Origin of the sequence: Arthrobacter sp. FX8, from assembly GCF_026723805.1 — a bacterium.
In the GTDB taxonomy this organism is placed as follows: Bacteria; Actinomycetota; Actinomycetes; order Actinomycetales; family Micrococcaceae; genus Arthrobacter.
On record NZ_CP113505.1, the window covers coordinates 671,234 to 689,808 of the forward strand.

10 protein-coding genes and 3 pseudogenes are annotated in these 18,575 nt (G+C 67.8%); 6 read left to right on the plus strand and 7 right to left on the minus strand.

From position 1 onward, the window contains the following. Positions 1–102: 102 nt before the first annotated feature. From OUO20_RS03090 to sufU, 4 genes and pseudogenes are all read left to right on the plus strand, one after another. A complete protein-coding gene (locus tag OUO20_RS03090; protein ID WP_056393522.1) occupies positions 103–2,838 on the plus strand; it encodes a helix-turn-helix transcriptional regulator in 2,736 nt (911 codons plus the stop codon). A 106-nt stretch (positions 2,839–2,944) separates the two neighbouring features. Next, a pseudogene (locus tag OUO20_RS03095) lies at positions 2,945–5,481 on the plus strand (LuxR C-terminal-related transcriptional regulator). A gap of 541 nt (positions 5,482–6,022) precedes the next feature. After that, positions 6,023–7,348 carry a SufS family cysteine desulfurase gene (locus OUO20_RS03105; RefSeq protein ID WP_026265910.1) on the plus strand — a complete coding sequence of 442 codons (1,326 nt, stop codon included), beginning with the start codon at positions 6,023–6,025 and terminating at the stop codon, positions 7,346–7,348. Positions 7,349–7,371: 23 nt separating this feature from the next. Then, a complete protein-coding gene (sufU, locus tag OUO20_RS03110) occupies positions 7,372–7,821 on the plus strand; it encodes a Fe-S cluster assembly sulfur transfer protein SufU (RefSeq protein WP_018770125.1) in 450 nt (149 codons plus the stop codon). A gap of 90 nt (positions 7,822–7,911) precedes the next feature. Here sufU and OUO20_RS03115 read toward each other — a convergent pair whose 3' ends face one another. The 3 genes and pseudogenes from OUO20_RS03115 to OUO20_RS03125 all read right to left on the minus strand — a co-directional run bounded on the left by OUO20_RS03115 (position 7,912) and on the right by OUO20_RS03125 (position 10,183). Then, the gene (locus tag OUO20_RS03115; protein ID WP_056393524.1) at positions 7,912–8,133 is read right to left on the minus strand and encodes an SCO4848 family membrane protein; all 222 of its coding nucleotides are present in this window, start codon (positions 8,131–8,133) and stop codon (positions 7,912–7,914) included. A gap of 3 nt (positions 8,134–8,136) precedes the next feature. Then, positions 8,137–8,634, minus strand: a complete 498-nt coding sequence (locus OUO20_RS03120) for a DUF2505 domain-containing protein (protein ID WP_018770123.1) — start codon at positions 8,632–8,634, stop codon at positions 8,137–8,139. Between the two features lie 44 nt (positions 8,635–8,678). After that, positions 8,679–10,183: pseudogene (locus OUO20_RS03125) on the minus strand (SDR family oxidoreductase). A gap of 296 nt (positions 10,184–10,479) precedes the next feature. Between OUO20_RS03125 and mfd the strand changes: the two are divergent. Together mfd and OUO20_RS03135 are read left to right on the plus strand one after the other, a co-directional pair. Then, positions 10,480–14,274, plus strand: a complete 3,795-nt coding sequence (gene mfd, locus OUO20_RS03130) for a transcription-repair coupling factor (RefSeq protein WP_268002824.1) — start codon at positions 10,480–10,482, stop codon at positions 14,272–14,274. A 6-nt stretch (positions 14,275–14,280) separates the two neighbouring features. Further along, positions 14,281–15,093: a metal-dependent hydrolase gene (locus OUO20_RS03135; RefSeq protein ID WP_018770120.1), complete on the plus strand. Its 813-nt coding sequence runs from the start codon at positions 14,281–14,283 to the stop codon at positions 15,091–15,093. A gap of 81 nt (positions 15,094–15,174) precedes the next feature. On the opposite strand, the gene OUO20_RS03140 is transcribed toward OUO20_RS03135, so the two are convergent. From OUO20_RS03140 to OUO20_RS03155, 4 genes and pseudogenes are all read right to left on the minus strand, one after another. After that, complete coding sequence (locus OUO20_RS03140) at positions 15,175–15,438, minus strand: hypothetical protein (protein WP_018770119.1); 264 nt, start codon at positions 15,436–15,438, stop codon at positions 15,175–15,177. 52 nt (positions 15,439–15,490) lie between these two features. After that, positions 15,491–16,210 carry a deoxyribose-phosphate aldolase gene (gene deoC, locus OUO20_RS03145; RefSeq protein ID WP_268002825.1) on the minus strand — a complete coding sequence of 240 codons (720 nt, stop codon included), beginning with the start codon at positions 16,208–16,210 and terminating at the stop codon, positions 15,491–15,493. Positions 16,211–16,299: 89 nt separating this feature from the next. Continuing rightward, positions 16,300–17,171: pseudogene (locus tag OUO20_RS03150) on the minus strand (FAD-dependent oxidoreductase). A gap of 225 nt (positions 17,172–17,396) precedes the next feature. After that, on the minus strand, positions 17,397–18,563 hold the full coding sequence (locus OUO20_RS03155) for a uroporphyrinogen-III synthase (RefSeq protein ID WP_018770116.1): 1,167 nt from the start codon (positions 18,561–18,563) through the stop codon (positions 17,397–17,399). Positions 18,564–18,575 lie beyond the last annotated feature (12 nt).

The window sequence follows — 18,575 nt, forward strand, 5'->3', positions numbered from 1 at the left end:
TTTTGACCCTGTTTCCTTGTCTGTGGCAGGGGGTACTCTTCTTCCTATGCGGGGGAGCAATGGGGCTACATCCCGCTATTGCAGGATGTAGGGGAAAAGTTCATGTCAATCGAGCCACTCAGCTGGGGACGTGGGTCAACACCTCAGGGTGACAGGCTGCCCACACCAACCTCCGCGGCGCCGGAGGGCCAGCAATGGTCCATGCCTGCACGAAGCGCCAACCTGGATGCTGTCCGCACCGCACTGACCAGCGAAAACTCCCTGGGCGTTGTCATCACAGGAGCCAGAGGCGTGGGCAAGTCCTCCCTGGCGCGCGCTGCCGTTGCGGACCTGGGTCCCGATGTCTGGTCGCTGCAACTCCGGAGCGGCCCCTCCGGTCCCAGCACCCCGTACGGCTGCCTCTCCTTCCTGCTGGCCCGGCTCCCGCAGGCCTACATGGGCTCGCCCACCGCCATCCTCCGTGGCATAACCTCCCTGATCCGCAGCGACGCCGCCGGCAGGCCCTGCGTCATCACTTTGGACACGTCGGCCTGCATCGACGACATGAGTGCGGGGGTGCTGTTGAATGTCCTGCTGACCGGCACGGCAAAGATCATCGCTGTGGCCCCCAACGCCAGCGACCTGCCGGCAGACTTCCACTGGCTGCTGACGGAGCGGAAGCTCACGGAAGTGCGGCTCAACAACCTCAACGAACTCCAAACCCGGCAGGTGCTCCTTTCCCTGCTGGGCCACCGCGTCGCCTCTTCCCTGGTGACCACCTACCACCAGATGGTGGGTGGAAATCCCTTGCTGCTCAAAGCGCTGGTCACCGAACAGCAGCTCTCCGGAAACCTGGTCCTGTCCGATTCGGTCTGGACGCTGCGGGACAAAGTGGTGCTCGACGGCGCCGCCAGCCTTGACGACATCGTCCGGTCCCGCTGGTCGCGGGAGACACCCGAAACCCGGGACGTCATCGAAATGCTTTCCTGTGCCCGGCGGGTGGAACTGGCCGCCCTTACCGCCATCTATGGCGCGGACGTGGTTGCGGACATGGAAGACGGCGGCCTGCTGGAGATCGACGACTCCGAGCACCGCTGGGTGTCGCTGCGGGAGAAGTACATCGGTGACGTAGTCCGGACCTGGCTGAGCATTTCCCGCCGGCGGGAGCTGCGCAGCGTCCTGCTGGGCGGCCAGGAGCCGGACCCGGCAGCCATGACGGTGGAAGAATTGATGTCTTTCGCCGCGTGGACCCATGAGTGCGAGGCCGAGCTGAGCCCGCAGTTGGCACTCGCGGCCGCCCAGGCCGCAGTCCAGCTCTTCGACCCCCGTTTTGCCCTGACGTACGCGGAGATGGTGCAGAGGACCGACGCCGGGTGGGCATCGGCGCAGCGGCAAAAGGCTGCGGCGTACCTGCAGCTGGACATGCCGGTCCAGGCGCTTTCCGCCCTGGATGGCATCTCCCAGCCTGAACTCGAGGCTTTGGATCCCCTGGAGTACGCCGAAGTGGTGGCCGCCAAAGCGCGGGTCATGCTCTGCATTCCGGAGCGTGCGGGCAAAGTCCGGGAACTGCTCGCCGCGGCGCGGGAACGGCTCGGGAAAGCGGACAACAACTCCTCCTGGCCGGCAGCGGCAGCGGTGGCGGCAAACCGTATCTCGTTGAGTGAATTCGAATACCAGGCCCATGCCGGCGATTACGCCGCCATGATCCCGGCGCTCGAGCGGGCTGCCGATCCCGCAGGCAATCCGGACACCGGGTTCCGGCTCCAGTGCGCGATCATCCTGATGGGCGCGCTGGCCATGACCGGGCGCGAGATGGACGCGCTGGGCCTCATGCGAAAGCTCGGCGGCCAGCTCACGGACGCCTCGCACGTCGTGGGCCTGCGCGAGCGCTACGCCAGGGAGGCCTACTTCGTCGCACTGATGGCTGGCCAGTGGCGCCGCTGCATCGACCTCCTCAGCCCATTCAGCACGGGCCAGCCCCACCGGCTTCCATACCGCAGCGCCGCCACCGAACTCGCAGCCGGCGTGGCCTTTGTCTTTTCCGGGCGCGGCGAGACCGCCCTGGAGCCTTTGATCTCGGCCGCCGCCCAGCTGGAGTTGCAGCCTGTCCAGGCCGCACTGCGTACCGCCTACGCAGCCACGGCTTTGGCGTACGCCCAGACCGGCAACGCCGCGTTCGCCCGCAAGTACCTCACCAAACTGCAAAGGGCGCCGGGCAAGGCAGGATTTGCCACGGAGAGCATTATCGATTTTTGTTCGCTCGTGGCGGGGCGCTGGCTGGGCGACTCCGAGGCAGTGGCAGCGCTGAAACAAGGGGCCCGCCGGAACCTGGAGGCGGGCAGGCACACAGTGGCCGGCATCTACCTGCTGGCAGCAACGGTGAACGGCAGCGACGCCGACTTCCGCCTCCTGGAGGAGATCGCAGGCCGCCGGCAGGGACCGCTGGCCGATGTCTCGCGGCTGATCGCAGTCGGCAGCAGGACAAAGGATGCCAAAACCCTCCTTGCCGGCGGTGAAATTGCAGCCACGCTCGAACTCGATGCGGTCGAGGCCAGGTGCATGGCGCTGGCAGTGGACTTTGCCCGGCAGGACGGGGATGCCCTTTCGGCGAGGACTGCGCAGGCCCGGCTGGACATCCTGGCTGCCACCGTGGCCAACCTTCCCATTGTTCCCAGCAGCGGAAGCCCGCTGCTGACCAGCCGGGAACGGCAGATTGCCCGCATGGCCGGCCGCGGCGTCTCGAACCGTGACATCGCCATGGAAATGGGTGTTTCCGTGCGCACCGTGGAAGGCCACCTGTACCAGGTCTTCACCAAGCTTGGCGTAACTTCAAGGGGTGATCTGACTGGACTCGTCTAATGGCCACAAGCCGGCGACTGCACACCGGCTCCTGACCGGCCGCCGCGAGCCGGTGGACCGCATCTGCACCATGGTCCGGAACGGAACCCACCGGGCCGTCTTCATCATGGCCGGCCCGGGCATCGGAAAGTCGGCCGTCACTGACGCCGTGACCGAGCGCCTGGCCGGAAACATGAAAATCCTGCGCATCCACGCCAGTTCGGCCCTGGCCGGAGTGCCATTCGGAGTCCTGACACCCTATACGGGGGAACTCACCGCCGAGGAGTCCGTCTCGCCGGTCGCGGTGCTGCGTTCCATGTGGTCCTACTTTGAGAAGCTCAAGGCCGGCAGCGGGGGAGCGGTCCTGCTGGCGGTGGACGATGCCCACCACCTCGATGATGCTTCCGCGGGGGTGCTGGCCGAGGTGATTTCAGCCGGATGGGCAACGGTGCTCGCTGCCGCCCGGCCACGGCCGGGTCTCCCACAGCCGCTCGACCAGCTCTGGTACGACGGCCTGGCCGAACGCGTGGACCTCCGGCCTCTCAACCGTGAACAGATTGAAGAAGTCCTGGACCACGTCCTCGACGGGACCGTGCCGGCTGCAACGGTGGACTCCATCTGGAACGCATCAAGCGGCAATCCCCGGATCCTCGACGCCCTGCTGCACGACTCCGCCGAGGCCGGCGTCCTCGCCAAGCGCAACGGAATTTGGATGCTGCTGGGCCCGCTGCCCGCGGATGGGGACCGCCTCGCAGGCGTGGTGGCCAAAGACCATCTCCGGCGCCGGACCGAAGAGCAGGAAGCACTGAAGCTCATTGCCCTTGCCGGGCCGGTGGGCAGGAAGGTCATCGAAGACATCAGCGGGGCAGCCGTGGTCCGGTCCCTGCTGGACCAGCAGATCATCGTCGAAGCCCCCGGCATCCCGGCGGAGCTTTCCATCTGGAACGGACTCTTCGCCGGCGCCATCCGGAACACCGTGTCGGTCTCCCGCAGCCTCCAGCTGCTGGAGAAGGTCAGGGCCCACCAGGATCCCACCCAGTTGCGCGGGGAGGGCCGGTTGCGGGCAGTGGAGTGGGCCCTGGAGTGCGGCGTCAGGGTCAGCGACGACGAGATGCTGGCCGCGGCCAAGGAAGCCTTGCTGCGGTTCCGCAACGACAGTGCACGGTCCATTGCGTCCCGTATCCACGACCCCGCCATGGTTCCGCTGGCCCAGGCCATCCAGGCGCGGGCCCTGTATAACGAGGGCGCCTATACCGGGGCCGCGGCACTCCTTGACGAGTGCTGGCTCCGGCTGGCCGATGATCCCCAGGGACCGGCCGTCCTGCTGCTCCGGGTTTCGGCCCACCTGGCCATCGGCCATCCCCTGGGGATGATCGCGGACGACGTCGAAAAGAACGTCCCGCTCTCCAGCGACGGCGAAAGGAGCTGGCAGGAAGGGCTCCTGCACCTGCTCCACCTCGGTGCCGAGGTGAACTTCCCGGCGCTGAACGACGAAGTGGACACGATGCGGAAGCGCCCCCGGCAGAAGCCGCAGAACCGCTCCGCGCCTTGGCTGAGGGCCTTCTCTCCCACGCCCTCGGCTCGGCGGGACGCCCCGTGCAGGGGCTGGAGGCCGCACTGCTGGCAGCCTCGGAACTTCCCCCGCTCGAAGGCAGCCTGTTCTTCTTCCCTGAGTTCGTGCTGGGAAGGCTCGTCTCCGACTACCTGGCCATGGGTGAATGGGAGCCGGCAGAGCGCGAGATCGACCATTACGCGGCCGGACACACGCTTGGCGCGGCCACCTTCAACGGGAGCCTCCAGCTGCTGCGGGGGTATTCGCTGCTGCGGCAGGGGAGGATGGAACGCGCTTATCAGGTCCTGCTGCCCGCTGTTGAGGCGCTGAGGCTCAACGACCCGCTGCAGCTGTACCGGTTCGGCACGGCCCTCGGCTTCTACGCCGCGGCCCGGCTGGGCGACACGGAACAGGCACAGCGCCTTGAACAGGATCACAAGGACGCCGACGCCGGCTGGCCGGCGCATGATCTTTTGGCAGAGGCCTACATGGCCGCTGCCGCCGAATACCTGGCCCGCGACGGCAAGGGATTGGCCGCACTGCAGACGCTGATGACCACCACCCAGGCCTCCGCACGGAAGGGAAACCTGCTCCAGGTCCTGGCCATGTGCTGGGACCTGGGCGACCCCTCGGTGGTGCCCATGGTGCAGGCGGCGGCCCGGGACGTGGAAGGCCGGTGGGCAGAAGCTCTTCTGACGCTGGCCACCGCCTGGGAAGATGCCGACGGCGACACCCTCATGGCAACAGCTGCCTCGCTGGAGGAGGCAGGCTTTGTCAACCTGGCCCGCGAAGCCTATGCCCGTGCCAGCACGGTGCTGGAGCAGGCCGGTGAACGCCGGCGCTCACGCCAGGCCGTGGCCCAGCGCGAAAAGTGCGACCACGAACTGGGCGAGCGGTTCCGTGAAGGACGCTTCATCGCCGCGGCGCCCACCGTTCGCCTCACCAGGCGCGAACAGGACATCGTGGAGCTGGCCGTGCAGGGCCTGACCGACCGCGAGATCGCACAGCGGCTCATGGTCTCCGTCCGGACCGTGGAGGGCCACCTCTACCGCACCTACGTCAAGCTCGGCGTCCGCAGCCGCGATGAGCTGGAAGCGGCCCTGCCAAAGTAGGTCTGGCCTCCCAAACCGGCCCTGCCGTGCCTCCGTGCTGCCAGTCGGGCATCGGAATCCCTGCTGACCGCCCGACGTCGAAATCCCTGCCCCCGGCCACCCGCTGCCCACGGTGTTTCCACCCGGGAAGCACCGCCGGGCCGCCGTCGTACCCAAGCCCGCCAACCATCCCGCCCGGAGGGTGCGCAGGAGCGCCAACCCGGTAGTGCACCCGCCTGGATTCGAGTACACCCTACTCGTGTACGTAAGGGCCCCACGGGATTTACTTAAGGAGGCAAAGCAAAGCGGCAGGCCGGAAGCCGCAGAGCAGCCAATCAGGACAGTGAGGCCCTCTCAACTTCCGGTCCCCAGGGACCGGGTCAAGACGGGGCCGGCGACGTCAGAGTCTTCTGAGACCGAGACTCTCCCCCAGCCGTCGCCGGCCCTTTACTCCCTCGGCCGAAGCCCGGGGCAGCGGTGGCGGCCGCCCCTCCCGGGCGGCCGCCACAGCCGTGTGTGGGACAATTGGGTTGTCAGACATGGGCAGCCCAAGGAGTTCGTTTTGGCCGTAGTATCAACGCCAGCCACACTGGAACGTGCCGTACCTGTCATGGACAACGCCGAGGTGCTGCGCATCCGCAATGACTTCCCGGTCCTCAACCAACTGGTGAACGGACAGCCGCTGGTCTACCTCGACTCCGGGGCGACATCCCAGAACCCCGTGAGCGTCATCGAAGCCGAGCAGGAATTCTATGAGCAGCGCAACGCTGCCGTGCACCGGGGCGCCCACCATCTTGCGGTTGAGGCCACCGAAGTCTTCGAGGACGCCCGCCAAACCATCGCCGACTTCATCGGTGCGGACTACGAGGAAACCATCTGGACCTCGAACGCGACGGAGGGACTGAACCTCCTCTCCTATGCGCTGTCCAATGCCGGACTGTGGGCTGCCCAGGGCCGCGGCGACCAGCGGCTCGGGGAGCTGTCCCTGGGGCCCGGGGACGACATCGTGGTGACCGAGATGGAACACCATGCCAACCTGATTCCATGGCAGGAGCTGGCATTCCGCACAGGAGCCACCCTCCGGTACATCCCCATCGGAGATGACGGCAGCCTTCGCATGGACCAGGCCGCCGGGATTATCGGCCCGCGTACCAAAGTCCTGGCCTTCACCCACGCTTCCAACGTCCTGGGAATCATCAACCCGGTAGCGGAACTGACGGCCCTCGGGCATGCGGCCGGCGCCTTGGTTGTCCTGGACGCCTGCCAGTCGGCTCCCCACCTGCCCTTGAACGTCAAGGAACTCGGCGTGGACTTCGCGGTCTTCTCCGGCCACAAGATGCTCGCCCCCACGGGGATTGGCGTGCTGTACGGGCGGCAGGAGCTGCTGGACATCCTCCCGCCGTTCCTGACCGGCGGGTCAATGATCACTACCGTCACCATGGAGCGGGCCGAGTACCTCCCGGCGCCCCAGCGCTTCGAAGCGGGCACCCAGCGCATCTCCCAGGCGGTAGCCATGGCGGCCGCAGCGAACTACCTGACGGAAACCGGGCTGGCCCGGATCCATGCGTGGGAGGCCGCACTGGGCCAGCGCATGGTGGCGGGGCTGGAATCCATTCCCGGCGTCCGGGTCCTGGGCCCGGCAGCCGGAAAGGAACGGATCGGCCTTGCCGCATTCGACGTCGAAGGCGTCCACGCCCATGACGTGGGACAGTTCCTGGACTCCCGGGGAATCGCCGTCCGCGTGGGACACCACTGCGCCCAGCCGCTGCACCGCAGGCTTGGACTGACCGCCACGACCCGGGCCAGCGCCTACCTCTACAACACCACGGACGACGTGGACCGCTTCCTTGAAGCCGTTGCCGGCGTCCGGGCCTACTTCCGCGCATAGCGGAGAAGACGAAAGGTGACACCATGAGCCTTGACCAGCTGTACCAGCAGATCATCCTGGACCATTCGAAGGCCCGCCACGGCAGCGGGCTCGCCGCGACCGAAGCGCCCCAAGGCACCTCCACCGGGCAGTCGCACCAGCTCAACCCCGTGTGCGGCGACGAAGTTACACTCCGGCTCGCCGTCCAGGACGGGAAAGTGGCACAGGTGGCGTGGGACGGCGCCGGCTGCTCCATTTCCATGGCCTCGGCGTCCGTCCTCAGCGACCTCGCCGAAGGCATGACCGTGGCTGAACTGCACGAAATTATCGACAGCTTCCGGGAGGTGCTGAGGTCCCGTGGGAAGGTCCATGCTGATCCTGAGCTGCTTGGGGATGCGGCAGCGTTCGAAGGAGTGGCACGCTACGCAGCCCGGGTCAAGTGCGCCATGATCTCCTGGGTTGCTGCGGAGGACGCGCTTAACCAGGCAGCCTAGGCCAGGCAACCCAGGCCAGACGGAAACAGCCCGGACCTTGCTCCAACAGGAGTAAGGTCCGGGCTGTTTTCGCGCCGTGGAACGGCTGGTTCAGCCCAGCAGGCCGAGAACACCGATCACCGCTGTGGCGAGTCCCAGCACCATGGAGATGCTCACCAGCACCACGTGCACGGTCAGGAATTTGGTGGCCTTTCCTGCCGCATCGCGGGCGCGGGGATCCTTCATCACGCGGCGCAGGAACTGCGGCCAGACCACCAGGGACCAGACGCCGGCGACGATGAGGACCAGCGCTGCGAGGACGGGAAGCTGCATGGGTTAGTGGCTTTCCAGCCAGGCCTGAGCCTGTGCGGCCTGCAGGTTCAGGGCTTTGGCCACCATGGGTTCGGCGGCGTCGGCGATCTTGCCGCCCAGGAACGGAACAGAGGACTTAACGGCGCCCTCGAGCTCCACCCGGGTTCCACCGGCATCGGCCACCAGGCGCTGGACGGCCGTGACATCCACCGGGGCGCCGGCGATCTTCAGCGAAATGTTGCTCTGGCGGGAGCCGTCGGCGGCCGGGGCCTCCCAGTTTTCAACCTGCGTCACCTTCAGGTGCTCACCCACGAACTTGCGGGCAATCTCGGGCAGGCGCGTGGTGGGGAGGGTACGCACCGAGGTGGCGTTGAAGGCCCCTGCGATGTCACCGTCCACGCTGAAGGACTCCAGGGTGCCGCCTACCAGTTGGCTGACGTGGCGCTGGAAATCTTCGTTCACCAGCACAGCAGCAACGCTGTCAACGGAGTGCGGAAGGGTTGTGGTTGCGCTCAGCGCCATGGGTCCTCCTGGGATTTGGGGAAAGGATTTACGCCTCCAACATCCTACGGGGTGACCGGCGAGGGCTCCGCATCGGCAAGTTTCTGGGCGGCAGCGGTGATGTTCCGGGCCATGGCCGGGAAGATCAGGCTGTGGAACGGAAGCACGGCGAGCCAATAGAGCCGTCCGCTCAATCCCTTGGGGAAGAAGATGGCGCGCTGCCGGTAGCGGCTGCCCGCGCCGTCGGGCTCCACGGAAAGCTCCAGCCAGGCCCGTCCCGGCGCCCGCATCTCGGCCCGCAGCCGCAGGAGCCTGCCCCGGTCGATCTGCTCCACCCGCCACCAGTCCACCACTTCGCCGATGGCCAGGGTGTGCGGGTGCCGCCGGCCACGCAGCAGGCCTGCGCCGCCGGTCAGTTTGTCCAGCCAGCCGCGGACCTGCCAGGCCAGGGGCAGGGAATACCAGCCGTTGCGCCCGCCGATGCCCTCGATGATCGTCCAGACGTGGGCCGGGTCCACATCGCCGTGGAAGGTCCGCTCGTCGATGTACACCTTGTGCCCCGACCAATCGGGGTCGCTGGGAAGCGGATCGGAGTCGGCACCGGCGTTGGCCCAGGTGGTCTCCACCTGGCCGTCCCGCTCCTTTCCCAGCGCCAGGGCCACCGCCGTGCGGTAGGGGGTCAGGCCGCCGTCGGGCTGGGGAATGTACTGGTCGATGTCGTGTTCGTTGGCCACCGCGTCATGCTGCAGGGACTGGACCAGCGGCACGGCCATGGAGAGCGGGATGGGTGTTGTCAGGGCCACCCACATGCCTGCCAGCTTGGGTGCCGGTACCGGCAGCGCCAGCACCACCCGGTAGGGCAGGCCCGCTTCGGCGGCGTACTCCTGCATCATCCCCGCGTAGGTCAGCACCTGCCGGCAGCCGATGTCGAAGGTGCGGTTGATGGGGCCCTCCAGCGACGCTGCGGACACCAGGTAGTAGAGGACATCACGCACGGCGATGGCTTCGATCCTGTTGCGCACCCAGCTGGGCGCCGGCATCAGGGGCAGCGTTTCGGAGAGGTGCCGGATCATCTCGAAGGAGGCGGAGCCGGAGCCGATCACCACGCCTGCCTGGAACACTACGGCGTCCACCGGGCTGTCCAGGAAGACCTTGCCCACCGCCTCCCGTGACCGCATGTGGGTGGACAGCTCCACCCCTGGGGGTGCAGGCCGCCAAGGTAGACGATCCGGCGGACCCCCGCGGCCGCTGCAGCATCCGCGGCCGTCCTGGCCATGGCCTTTTCCTTGGCTTCGAATCCCGCGCCGGCGGCCATCGAATGCACCAGGTAGTAGAAGACCTCGACGCCGGCCAGGGCGTCGCGGAGGGCGTCGCCGTCGTCCAGGCTGCTTTCCACCACGTCCACTTTGTCCCGCCAGGGCACGCCGGCGATCTTGTCCGGCGAGCGGACCAGCACCTTGACGGTGTGGCCTGCTTCCAAAAGCCGGGGCACCAGGCGGCCGCCGATGTAACCGGTGGCCCCGGTGACAAGGACAGTCTTTGGTGCTGGCTGGGCGCTCATTGCAGTCATGCTGGCTCCTGTATGGTCCTGGCCCCTGTTCGTGCCGGCCTGGCTTCGTCCTTTGTTCTTCGGAGCCGCGGCCCGTCCGGACGGGCCGCGGCTCCGAACAACACGGCTCCTAACAAAATGGCTCCGAACTAAGGGGCTCCGAACGGGCAACTGTCCGGCCCTGCCAGCCTAGGCCTGTGGGCGCCGCGCTGCCATGTCGTTCCTGCGCTGTAGGCTGGGAGTACCCGGGATTCGCAGCGAATTTCGGGTTTTCGCGTTGCCTGCGACCCTCGATGAACACCACAGGAGCTTCTGCCATGAGTCTTCCCGGCCAGTCCGCCGCCGGCACATCCAGCACAGGTACATCCAGCACAGGCACATCCAGCACAGGCACATCCAGCACGGGCACGTCCAGGACAGGCACGGCCCGGCCCGCCAAGACCAGTGCCGCCCCGTCGCTGGACGGGCTGCGCCGTGCCCTGGCGCCGGACCAGACGTTCGCCCGGGTCCGCGCCGAGGCTGCCCGGGGATTCGCCGTCCGCGGACAGGACTACCAGATCAGCGCTCCTCCGGGACTTCGTCCGGTGCTGCTCGCGGAGATGGCTGACGGGCTGGCGGCCAAGGCGGAACAGGCGGGCGGTATGGAGCCGGGCGTGGTGCTGGCCGTCACTGCCACCGGCCGGGAGGCGGAGGACCTCACTGCGGCCCTGCGCGCGTACCTGCCCGCGGATTCGGTGGCCGAGTTCCCCAGCTGGGAGACCCTCCCGCACGAGCGGCTGTCGCCGCGCTCGGACACCGTAGGCCGCCGCTTGTCCGTGCTGCGCCGCCTGGCCCATCCGGAAAATCCAGCCCATCCGGAAAGCTCGACGGCGGGCCGGCTCCGCGTCGTCGTCGCGCCGGTCCGCGCCGTGGTCCAGCCGGTGGTGGCGGGCCTGGGCGACCTGGTTCCCGTCACGCTGAAGGTGGGCCAGGAGGTGCCGTTCTCCGACGTCGTGAAGAGCCTTGCCGACGCCGCGTACGCCCGTGTGGACATGGTGACGCACCGCGGTGAGTTCGCCGTCCGCGGCGGCATCATCGACGTTTTCCCGCCCACCGAGGACCACCCCATCAGGGTGGAGTTCTTCGGGGACGAAGTGGACCAGATGCGCTGGTTTGCCGTGGCCGACCAGCGCTCGCTGTCCGCCCCGGGCGTCCACCACCCCGCCGAACTGCATGCCCCGCCGTGCCGGGAAATCCTCATCACCCCGTCCGTCATGTCCCGCGCCGCCACGCTGAAGTCCCAGCTTCCGGCCGCCGCGGACATGCTGGAGAAGATCGCCGGCGGAATCGCCGTGGAGGGCATGGAATCCCTGGCGCCGGTGCTGGTGGATGCGATGGTTCCGTTCGTTGACCAGCTGCCTGCCGACTCCATCGCCGTGCTGATCGAGCCGGAGAAGGTGCGCACCCGCGCCCACGACCTTGCCGCCACCAACGAGGAGTTCCTCGAAGCGGCATGGTCCACCGCGTCCGACGGCGGTGCGGCACCTTTGGACCTCAGCTCGCAGGCGAGTGCGGCGCTGCACTCTGCCAGCTTCCGGTCCCTGGCGGAAACGCGCACCTCCTCGCTGGAGCACGGCGTGTCCTGGTGGTCGATTACGTCACTGGCGCAGGACGCGGAGCTGCTGCCCGAGATCGACGTGCTGAACCTGCATGCCCGGGAGCCGCGGGGCTACCAGGGCGACGTGGCGGAAATGATGGAGTTCATCGGTTCGCACGTCCGCGACCAGTGGCGGATCGTGGTGGCCACGGAAGGGCCCGGGCCGGCCCAGCGCCTGGCCGAGTTGTTCCATGAGAACGACATTCCCTGTGCCCGGGTGGACAGCCTGGACCACGAACCCCAGCCGGGCATCATCGAGGTGACCACTGCCGCCGTCGGCCGTGGTTTTGTCCTGGACGGCCTCAAACTGGGCCTGCTCACCGAAGCCGACCTGCTGGGACGGACCTCCGCCGGGTCCACCAAGGACATGCGGAGGATGCCCTCCAAACGGCGCAACGCCGTCGATCCCCTGCAACTGGTGGCGGGGGACCACGTGGTCCATGAACAGCACGGCATTGGCCGGTTCGTGGAACTCATCCAGCGCAAGGTGGCCGGCGGCGGCGACGGCGTCCGGGAATACCTGGTGCTGGAGTACGCGCCGGCCAAGCGCGGCGCACCCGGCGACCGGCTGTTCGTCCCCACGGACCAGCTGGACCAGGTGACCCGCTACGTGGGCGGCGACACCCCCGTGCTGAGCAAGATGGGCGGCGCGGACTGGGCCAGTACCAAGTCCAAGGCCCGCAAAGCCGTCAAGGAGATCGCCGGCGAACTGATCCGGCTGTACTCTGCCCGCATGGCCTCCCGTGGCCACGCGTTTGGACCCGACACGCCCTGGCAGCGGGAACTGGAGGAGGCGTTCCCGTATGTGGAGACGCCGGACCAGCTGACCACCATCAACGAGGTTAAGGCGGACATGGAGCGGGAGATTCCCATGGACCGGCTGGTGTCCGGCGACGTGGGCTACGGCAAGACCGAGATCGCGGTGCGCGCTGCCTTCAAGGCGGTGCAGGACGGCAAACAGGTGGCGGTGCTGGTGCCCACCACCCTGCTGGCCCAGCAGCACTACGAGACCTTCACCGAACGCTTCTCCGGCTTCCCGCTGCGGGTGAAGCCGTTGTCCCGGTTCCAGAGCGCCAAGGAAGCGAAGGAGACGGCGGAGGGTGTGAAGAGCGGTGCCGTGGACGTGGTGATCGGCACGCACCGGCTGTTGGCCAAGGACTTTGAGTTCAAGGACCTGGGCCTGGTGATCGTGGACGAGGAACAGCGGTTCGGCGTGGAGCACAAGGAAGCGCTGAAGAAGATGCGCACCAACGTGGACGTCCTGGCCATGAGTGCCACCCCGATTCCCCGCACCCTGGAGATGTCCCTCACCGGCATCCGGGAAACCTCCACCCTGGCCACCCCGCCGGAGGAACGGCACCCCGTGCTGACCTACGTGGGCCCGTACACGGACAAGCAGACCTCGGCCGCCATCCGCCGCGAGCTGATGCGTGAAGGCCAGGTGTTCCTGGTCCACAACCGGGTGTCCACTATCGAGCGGACGGCCGCCAGGATCCGCGAGCTGGTGCCCGAGGCACGGGTCGAGGTGGCGCACGGCAAGATGTCGGAGAGCCGCCTGGAGCAGATCATCGTTGACTTCTGGGAGCGGCGCTTCGACGTGCTGGTGTGCACCACCATCATCGAGACCGGCCTGGACATCTCCAACGCCAACACGTTGATCGTGGACGGCGCGGACAAGTACGGCCTGTCCCAGCTGCACCAGCTCCGCGGCCGCGTGGGCCGTGGCCGTGAACGCGCCTACGCCTACTTCCTGTATCCGTCAGAGAAGCCGCTGGGCGAGGTGGCGCTGGAACGGCTCAAGGCCGTGGCCGCGCACAACGAACTGGGCGCCGGCATGCAGTTGGCCATGAAGGACCTGGAAATCCGCGGTGCCGGCAACCTGCTGGGCGGCGAACAGTCCGGCCACATCCAGGGAGTGGGCTTTGACCTGTACATCCGGCTGGTGGGCGAGGCCGTGGCGGACTACCGGGGCGAGGCCGAAGAAAAGGCCGCGGAGATGAAGATCGAGCTGCCCGTCAACGCCCACCTGCCGCACGACTATGTCCCCGGCGAACGGCTGCGCCTGGAGGCCTACCGGAAGCTCGCGGCGGCCATCACCAATGAGGCCATCGACGAGGTCCAGGCCGAGCTCGTTGACCGCTACGGTGAACTTCCGCTGCCCGCCCAGAACCTGGTGGCGGTGGCACGCTTCCGTGTTGGTGCGCGCGAAGCCGGCCTGTCCGACGTCGCTCTGCAGGGCAACTTCATCAAGTTCTCCCCGGCCTCGCTCCCGGAATCCAAGATCATGCGCCTGAACCGGATGTACCCCGGATCGCAGTCCAAACCCGCACTCGACGCCGTCCTCATCCCCAAGCCCAAGACGGCACGGATCGGCGGACGGGATCTGCAGGACGCCGAGATCCTGGAATGGGCCAACGGCGTGATCCGGAATATCTTCTCCGACGCCCCGCTCGCCGCCCCGGCAGTCAGCGGCTAGTACGTGATGGGAGGACACCACGCCGCGTCTGGAGCCGCGGCGTGGGTAGCTGTTGCGTCCACCGGCCCCTACACCCTGGGTTGGTACCCGCTGGATCCCACGGGCATCCTCATCGGCGGCATGGCCACCGCGGGCACGGCACTGGTGTGCGACTGGGACCACCGGGCAAGCACGGTGGCCCACTCGCTGCCGCCGCTGTCCAACGTGATTGCGCGCGGCATCGAGAACGCCAGCGGGGGCCACCGGCAGGGAACGCACTCCATCCTTGGTGCCGCGGTTTTTGTCTTCCTCGCCGGCCTGGCATCGCAGGTGCACCTGGACACCGGCTGGGGCCGCCTGTCCGTGGGGGCCGGGCTGCTGTGCATGTTCCTGATCAACATTGCGGCGAAGGCGCTGAAGCTCTTTCCCAAAAGCGGCTTTATCTCCAACTGGATCTTCGCGCTGGTCATGGCGGGCCTGGTCACCGTATACGCGCCGGGGCAGTGGACCTGGCTGCCCACCTCGATGCTGATCGGGGTGGTGGTGCACATCGTGGGCGACCTCATCACCACCGGAGGAGTGCCGCTGCTGTGGCCGCTGGTGGTCCGGCCGCCGAAAATACTGCGCCGGCTGCCCCTGCTGCGGAACGTCTGGCGGGCCAACGGCGCCCTGTCCCTTCCCCTGCTGGGGCGTGCCGGTTCCAAGCGGGAGTGGCTGGTGCTGATCCCGGTCAGCGCGTACGCCATGGTGGGCATGTCGATGGCCGGCTGGGCCATCGCCCAACAGCACTGGGGCCGTGCGGCGGCTGCCGCGGGCGCCTGGATCAGGCTCTGGTTCTAGCAGGCAACACCCTTCAGCGGGAAACAGCAACGGACCGGCGGAAAAGTCCGCCGGTCCGTTGTTTGCTGTATGGAGTGGGTGTTAGTGCTCGCCCGCAGAGTCGGACCGGCCCAGGATGGTCTGCGGGATCCAGAAGGCCAGCGCAAACAGGGCCAGGCAGGCGGCCATGGGCCACGGGTTGCCCAGGCTGAGGAAGGACAGCGAGTAGATGGCGCCCAGGAACAGCACGAAGCAGACCGCGAACAGGATGACGCTGGTGGCGAGGTTGTTCTCGTTCTGAGGGGTCCGGACGGAGTCCTGGTTCGACGCCGAGTCCCGGCTGGACGCGTTGATCTGGCTGGACATATGTTCCTCCTCGGCCCCGCGGGGCTTGGTCTGCGGCCGCTTCCGGGTCCGGTCAGTAAGCGGTTGAACCCTGTTCACCCTTGACGATGGCAATCCCGGAGCTGGCACCAATTCGTGTTGCACCTGCTGCAATCATAGCCTGCGCGTCGGCCAGGGACCGTACGCCGCCGGAGGCCTTGACCCCCAGGTCAGGGCCCAGCGCGCGGCGCATCAGGGCCACGTCTTCAACGGTGGCGCCGCCACCGTTGAAGCCCGTGGAGGTTTTCACGAAGTCCGCCCCGGCCTCAACGGCCGCCCGGCATGCCAGCACCTTCTGCTCATCCGTGAGCAGGGCTGTTTCGATGATGACTTTCAGGATGGCGCCGCCGGCGTGCACCGTCTCGGCCACCGCGGCGATGTCCTCGGTCAAGGCGCCCTGGTCACCGGCCCTCGCGGCGGCAATGTTGATCACCATGTCCACCTCGTCCGCGCCGTCCAGCACGGCGCCGCGGGCCTCGAACGACTTCACGTCTGTAGGGGTGGCCCCCAGCGGAAAGCCCACCACGGAACAGGTGAGGACGCCGGAGCCCTTGAGCGCCTTGGTGACGGTCTTGACCCAGATGGGGTTGACGCAGACCGACTTGAACCGGTACTCGGCTGCCTCCGCGCAGACCTTCAGCACGTCAGCTTCCGAGGCTTCGGGCTTGAGCAGCGTGTGGTCGATGTAGGAGGCGATGTTCGCGGTCCCGGCCGGATCAGCGGTTCCTGCGTGAACGGTGGCTTCGTTGCTCATGATGGTCCTCTCGAAGGGCCTTGTGGGCCCGGCGTTGACTCGGTTTCGGGAACCATCTTGTCACAGCGCACGGCGCCGGTGGCGGCCGCTCAGGCGGCAGCCTGAAGGACCGGCGCTGCAGCCGCGGCAGTCAGCAACTGGGTGGCACAGGCACCTGCCGCCGACGCGGCGGCCACCAGCAGCCCCAGGCGCACGCCGTCGAACGCTGCTGCGTCGCCGATCGCCCAGATCCCCGGCACGGACGTCCGGAAGTCCCTGCTGATCTCGATGCCGCCGCCGGCGGCCGTCCGCAGGCCCGCGCTGGCGGCGAGGCCGTCCCGGGATACCCGCTCCTCGGCCAGGACCACCAGGTCGCCGGTCATGCTGCTGCCGTCTTCAAAGACCACGGCGGAGGCGGCGAGGGGGAACCGGCCCCTCCGGAAACGACGGCGGGGATGATGGCCGCGGGCCGGGCGGTGGTGCGGATTGGCCGCACCCCCTTGGCCCGGAGTACCGCTTCGGCCTGCCCTGCCGCTGCCCCGGTGCCCACCAGGATCCCCACGGGGCGGCGGCCCAGCTCGCGGGTGACTTCCTGCACTCCGTCCGCAATGCGCGGGGCGTCATCGATGGTGGAGTAGCTCAGGCACTGCGCGGCGCCGTCCACCGGGTTGGCCACGGGAGCCGAACCGGTGGCGATGACCAGCTGGTCGTAGGCGAATTCCATGCCGTCGGCGGTTGCCACCGTGCGCTTGGCAGCATCGATGTGGCTGGCCGGCTGGCCAAAGCGGACGGAGACCTGGGGGAGCATGGCCAGCTCCAGCAGTTCCGCCGGGGTGTCATCGCGGTTGCTCAGCACGGTGATGGTGCCGGCGAACCGTGCCCGGTCCAGTTGGGCCACCAGGGCCTGGGCGGCGGGACCGGCGCCGGCGATGACGATGCGGGTTGCGGCGGAGGTGGACGTTGAGGGTGCCGGAGCGGACATGTGCTGGCCCTTTCGCTGGCGGCCGGGAACCGGCCGGAACTTCATGATGGAACCCAGCGTAGGGGCCTGCTTTTTCGGTTGTGTTACCCACCCATTGCTGTTTACCGGGCCCGTGTTCGCCAGTATTTACCGGCCGGTAACAGAACCCGTGACCCACCTCTCATTCACCGGCCGGCGGACACAATCCGCCATTCCCGGCGCACAAGTGGCCGGCACAGGCGTTCCTTAGACGCGGATCCGGTACCCGCGCTTGACTACTGTTTCAATGAGCTTTCCGTCCGGCAGTGACGAACGCAGCCTGCTGACCGTCATGTCCAGTGCGTGCACGGAACCCCGGAGTTCCAGCAGGTCGGAGAGGGATTCACGGGACAGGACAGCGCCGCCGGCACCCAGCAGGGCGCGCAGGAGCAGCAGGGGAGCGGGTGCCAGTTCCACCGCCTGGCCGTCGATCCGCAGGCTGCGGCCGCGAAGCTCGATGTTCCCGGAGCGGGTGTCCAGCCGCCGGACATGGTTCAGGGCCAGGTGCTCGCACACCAGCCGGATGAGGGCCCCCATGCGGAAACGTTCCGGGATGAGCGGCGTCACGCCCGCGTCCAGGAGTGGCTGTGCCGTCACGGGACCCACCACGGCGGTGGTGACGTTCAGTTTCAGGCTTTCCACCAGCTGCTTGTACAGGCCCATTTCGTGGGCGGTGCTCCACATCGCGTCCACGGCTGGGGCGCTGGTGAAGGTCAGGACGTCCAGGTTCCCGCTGCAGGCGGCCTCGATCAGGCGCGGCAGCCTGTCCTCGCCGTCGGGCTTGACCCACCGGTAGGGCGTGACGGTGAGGACCGTGGCGCCGGACATCCGCAGGCGTTCAATCTGGCGGACGTCGGTGTAGCCGTGCAGCTGCATGGCGACGGTCTTGCCCCGGACGCCTTCGGTGAGCAGCATGTCCACCAGCGTGGCGGTGGTTTCGTCGCTGCTGATGCCGACGTCGGCAAGGCCGGCCGCGCGCACGGCACCGCGGGCTTTGGGCCCCCGGACGAACATGCGGCAGTTTCCCAGCGTTTCCAGCAGTTCGTCGCCGATCCCGAAGGAGTCAGCGGCCTCGCACCACCGGCGCATGCCGTAGGCGGTGGTGGCGATGCACAGGTCCGGCTTGGCGGCGATGATGGCCCGCGTGTCCTCGATGAGGCGCATGTCCTCCTGGACGGGGGCGATCTTCAGCGCCGGCGCATGCAGCACTTCGGCACCCCGGCGCTCCAGGGCCTCGATCAGGTCGCGCGACCGCCGGTCCGAGGTGACGCCGATGCGGAACCCTTCCAAGGGCGACTCCGCGGCATCGGTGGCTTCTTCGGCCTGCGTCGTCGGTGCGGCCTGGGCTGGTTCAGCCGGTGCAAGTGCAGTCATGGGGGTCAATCC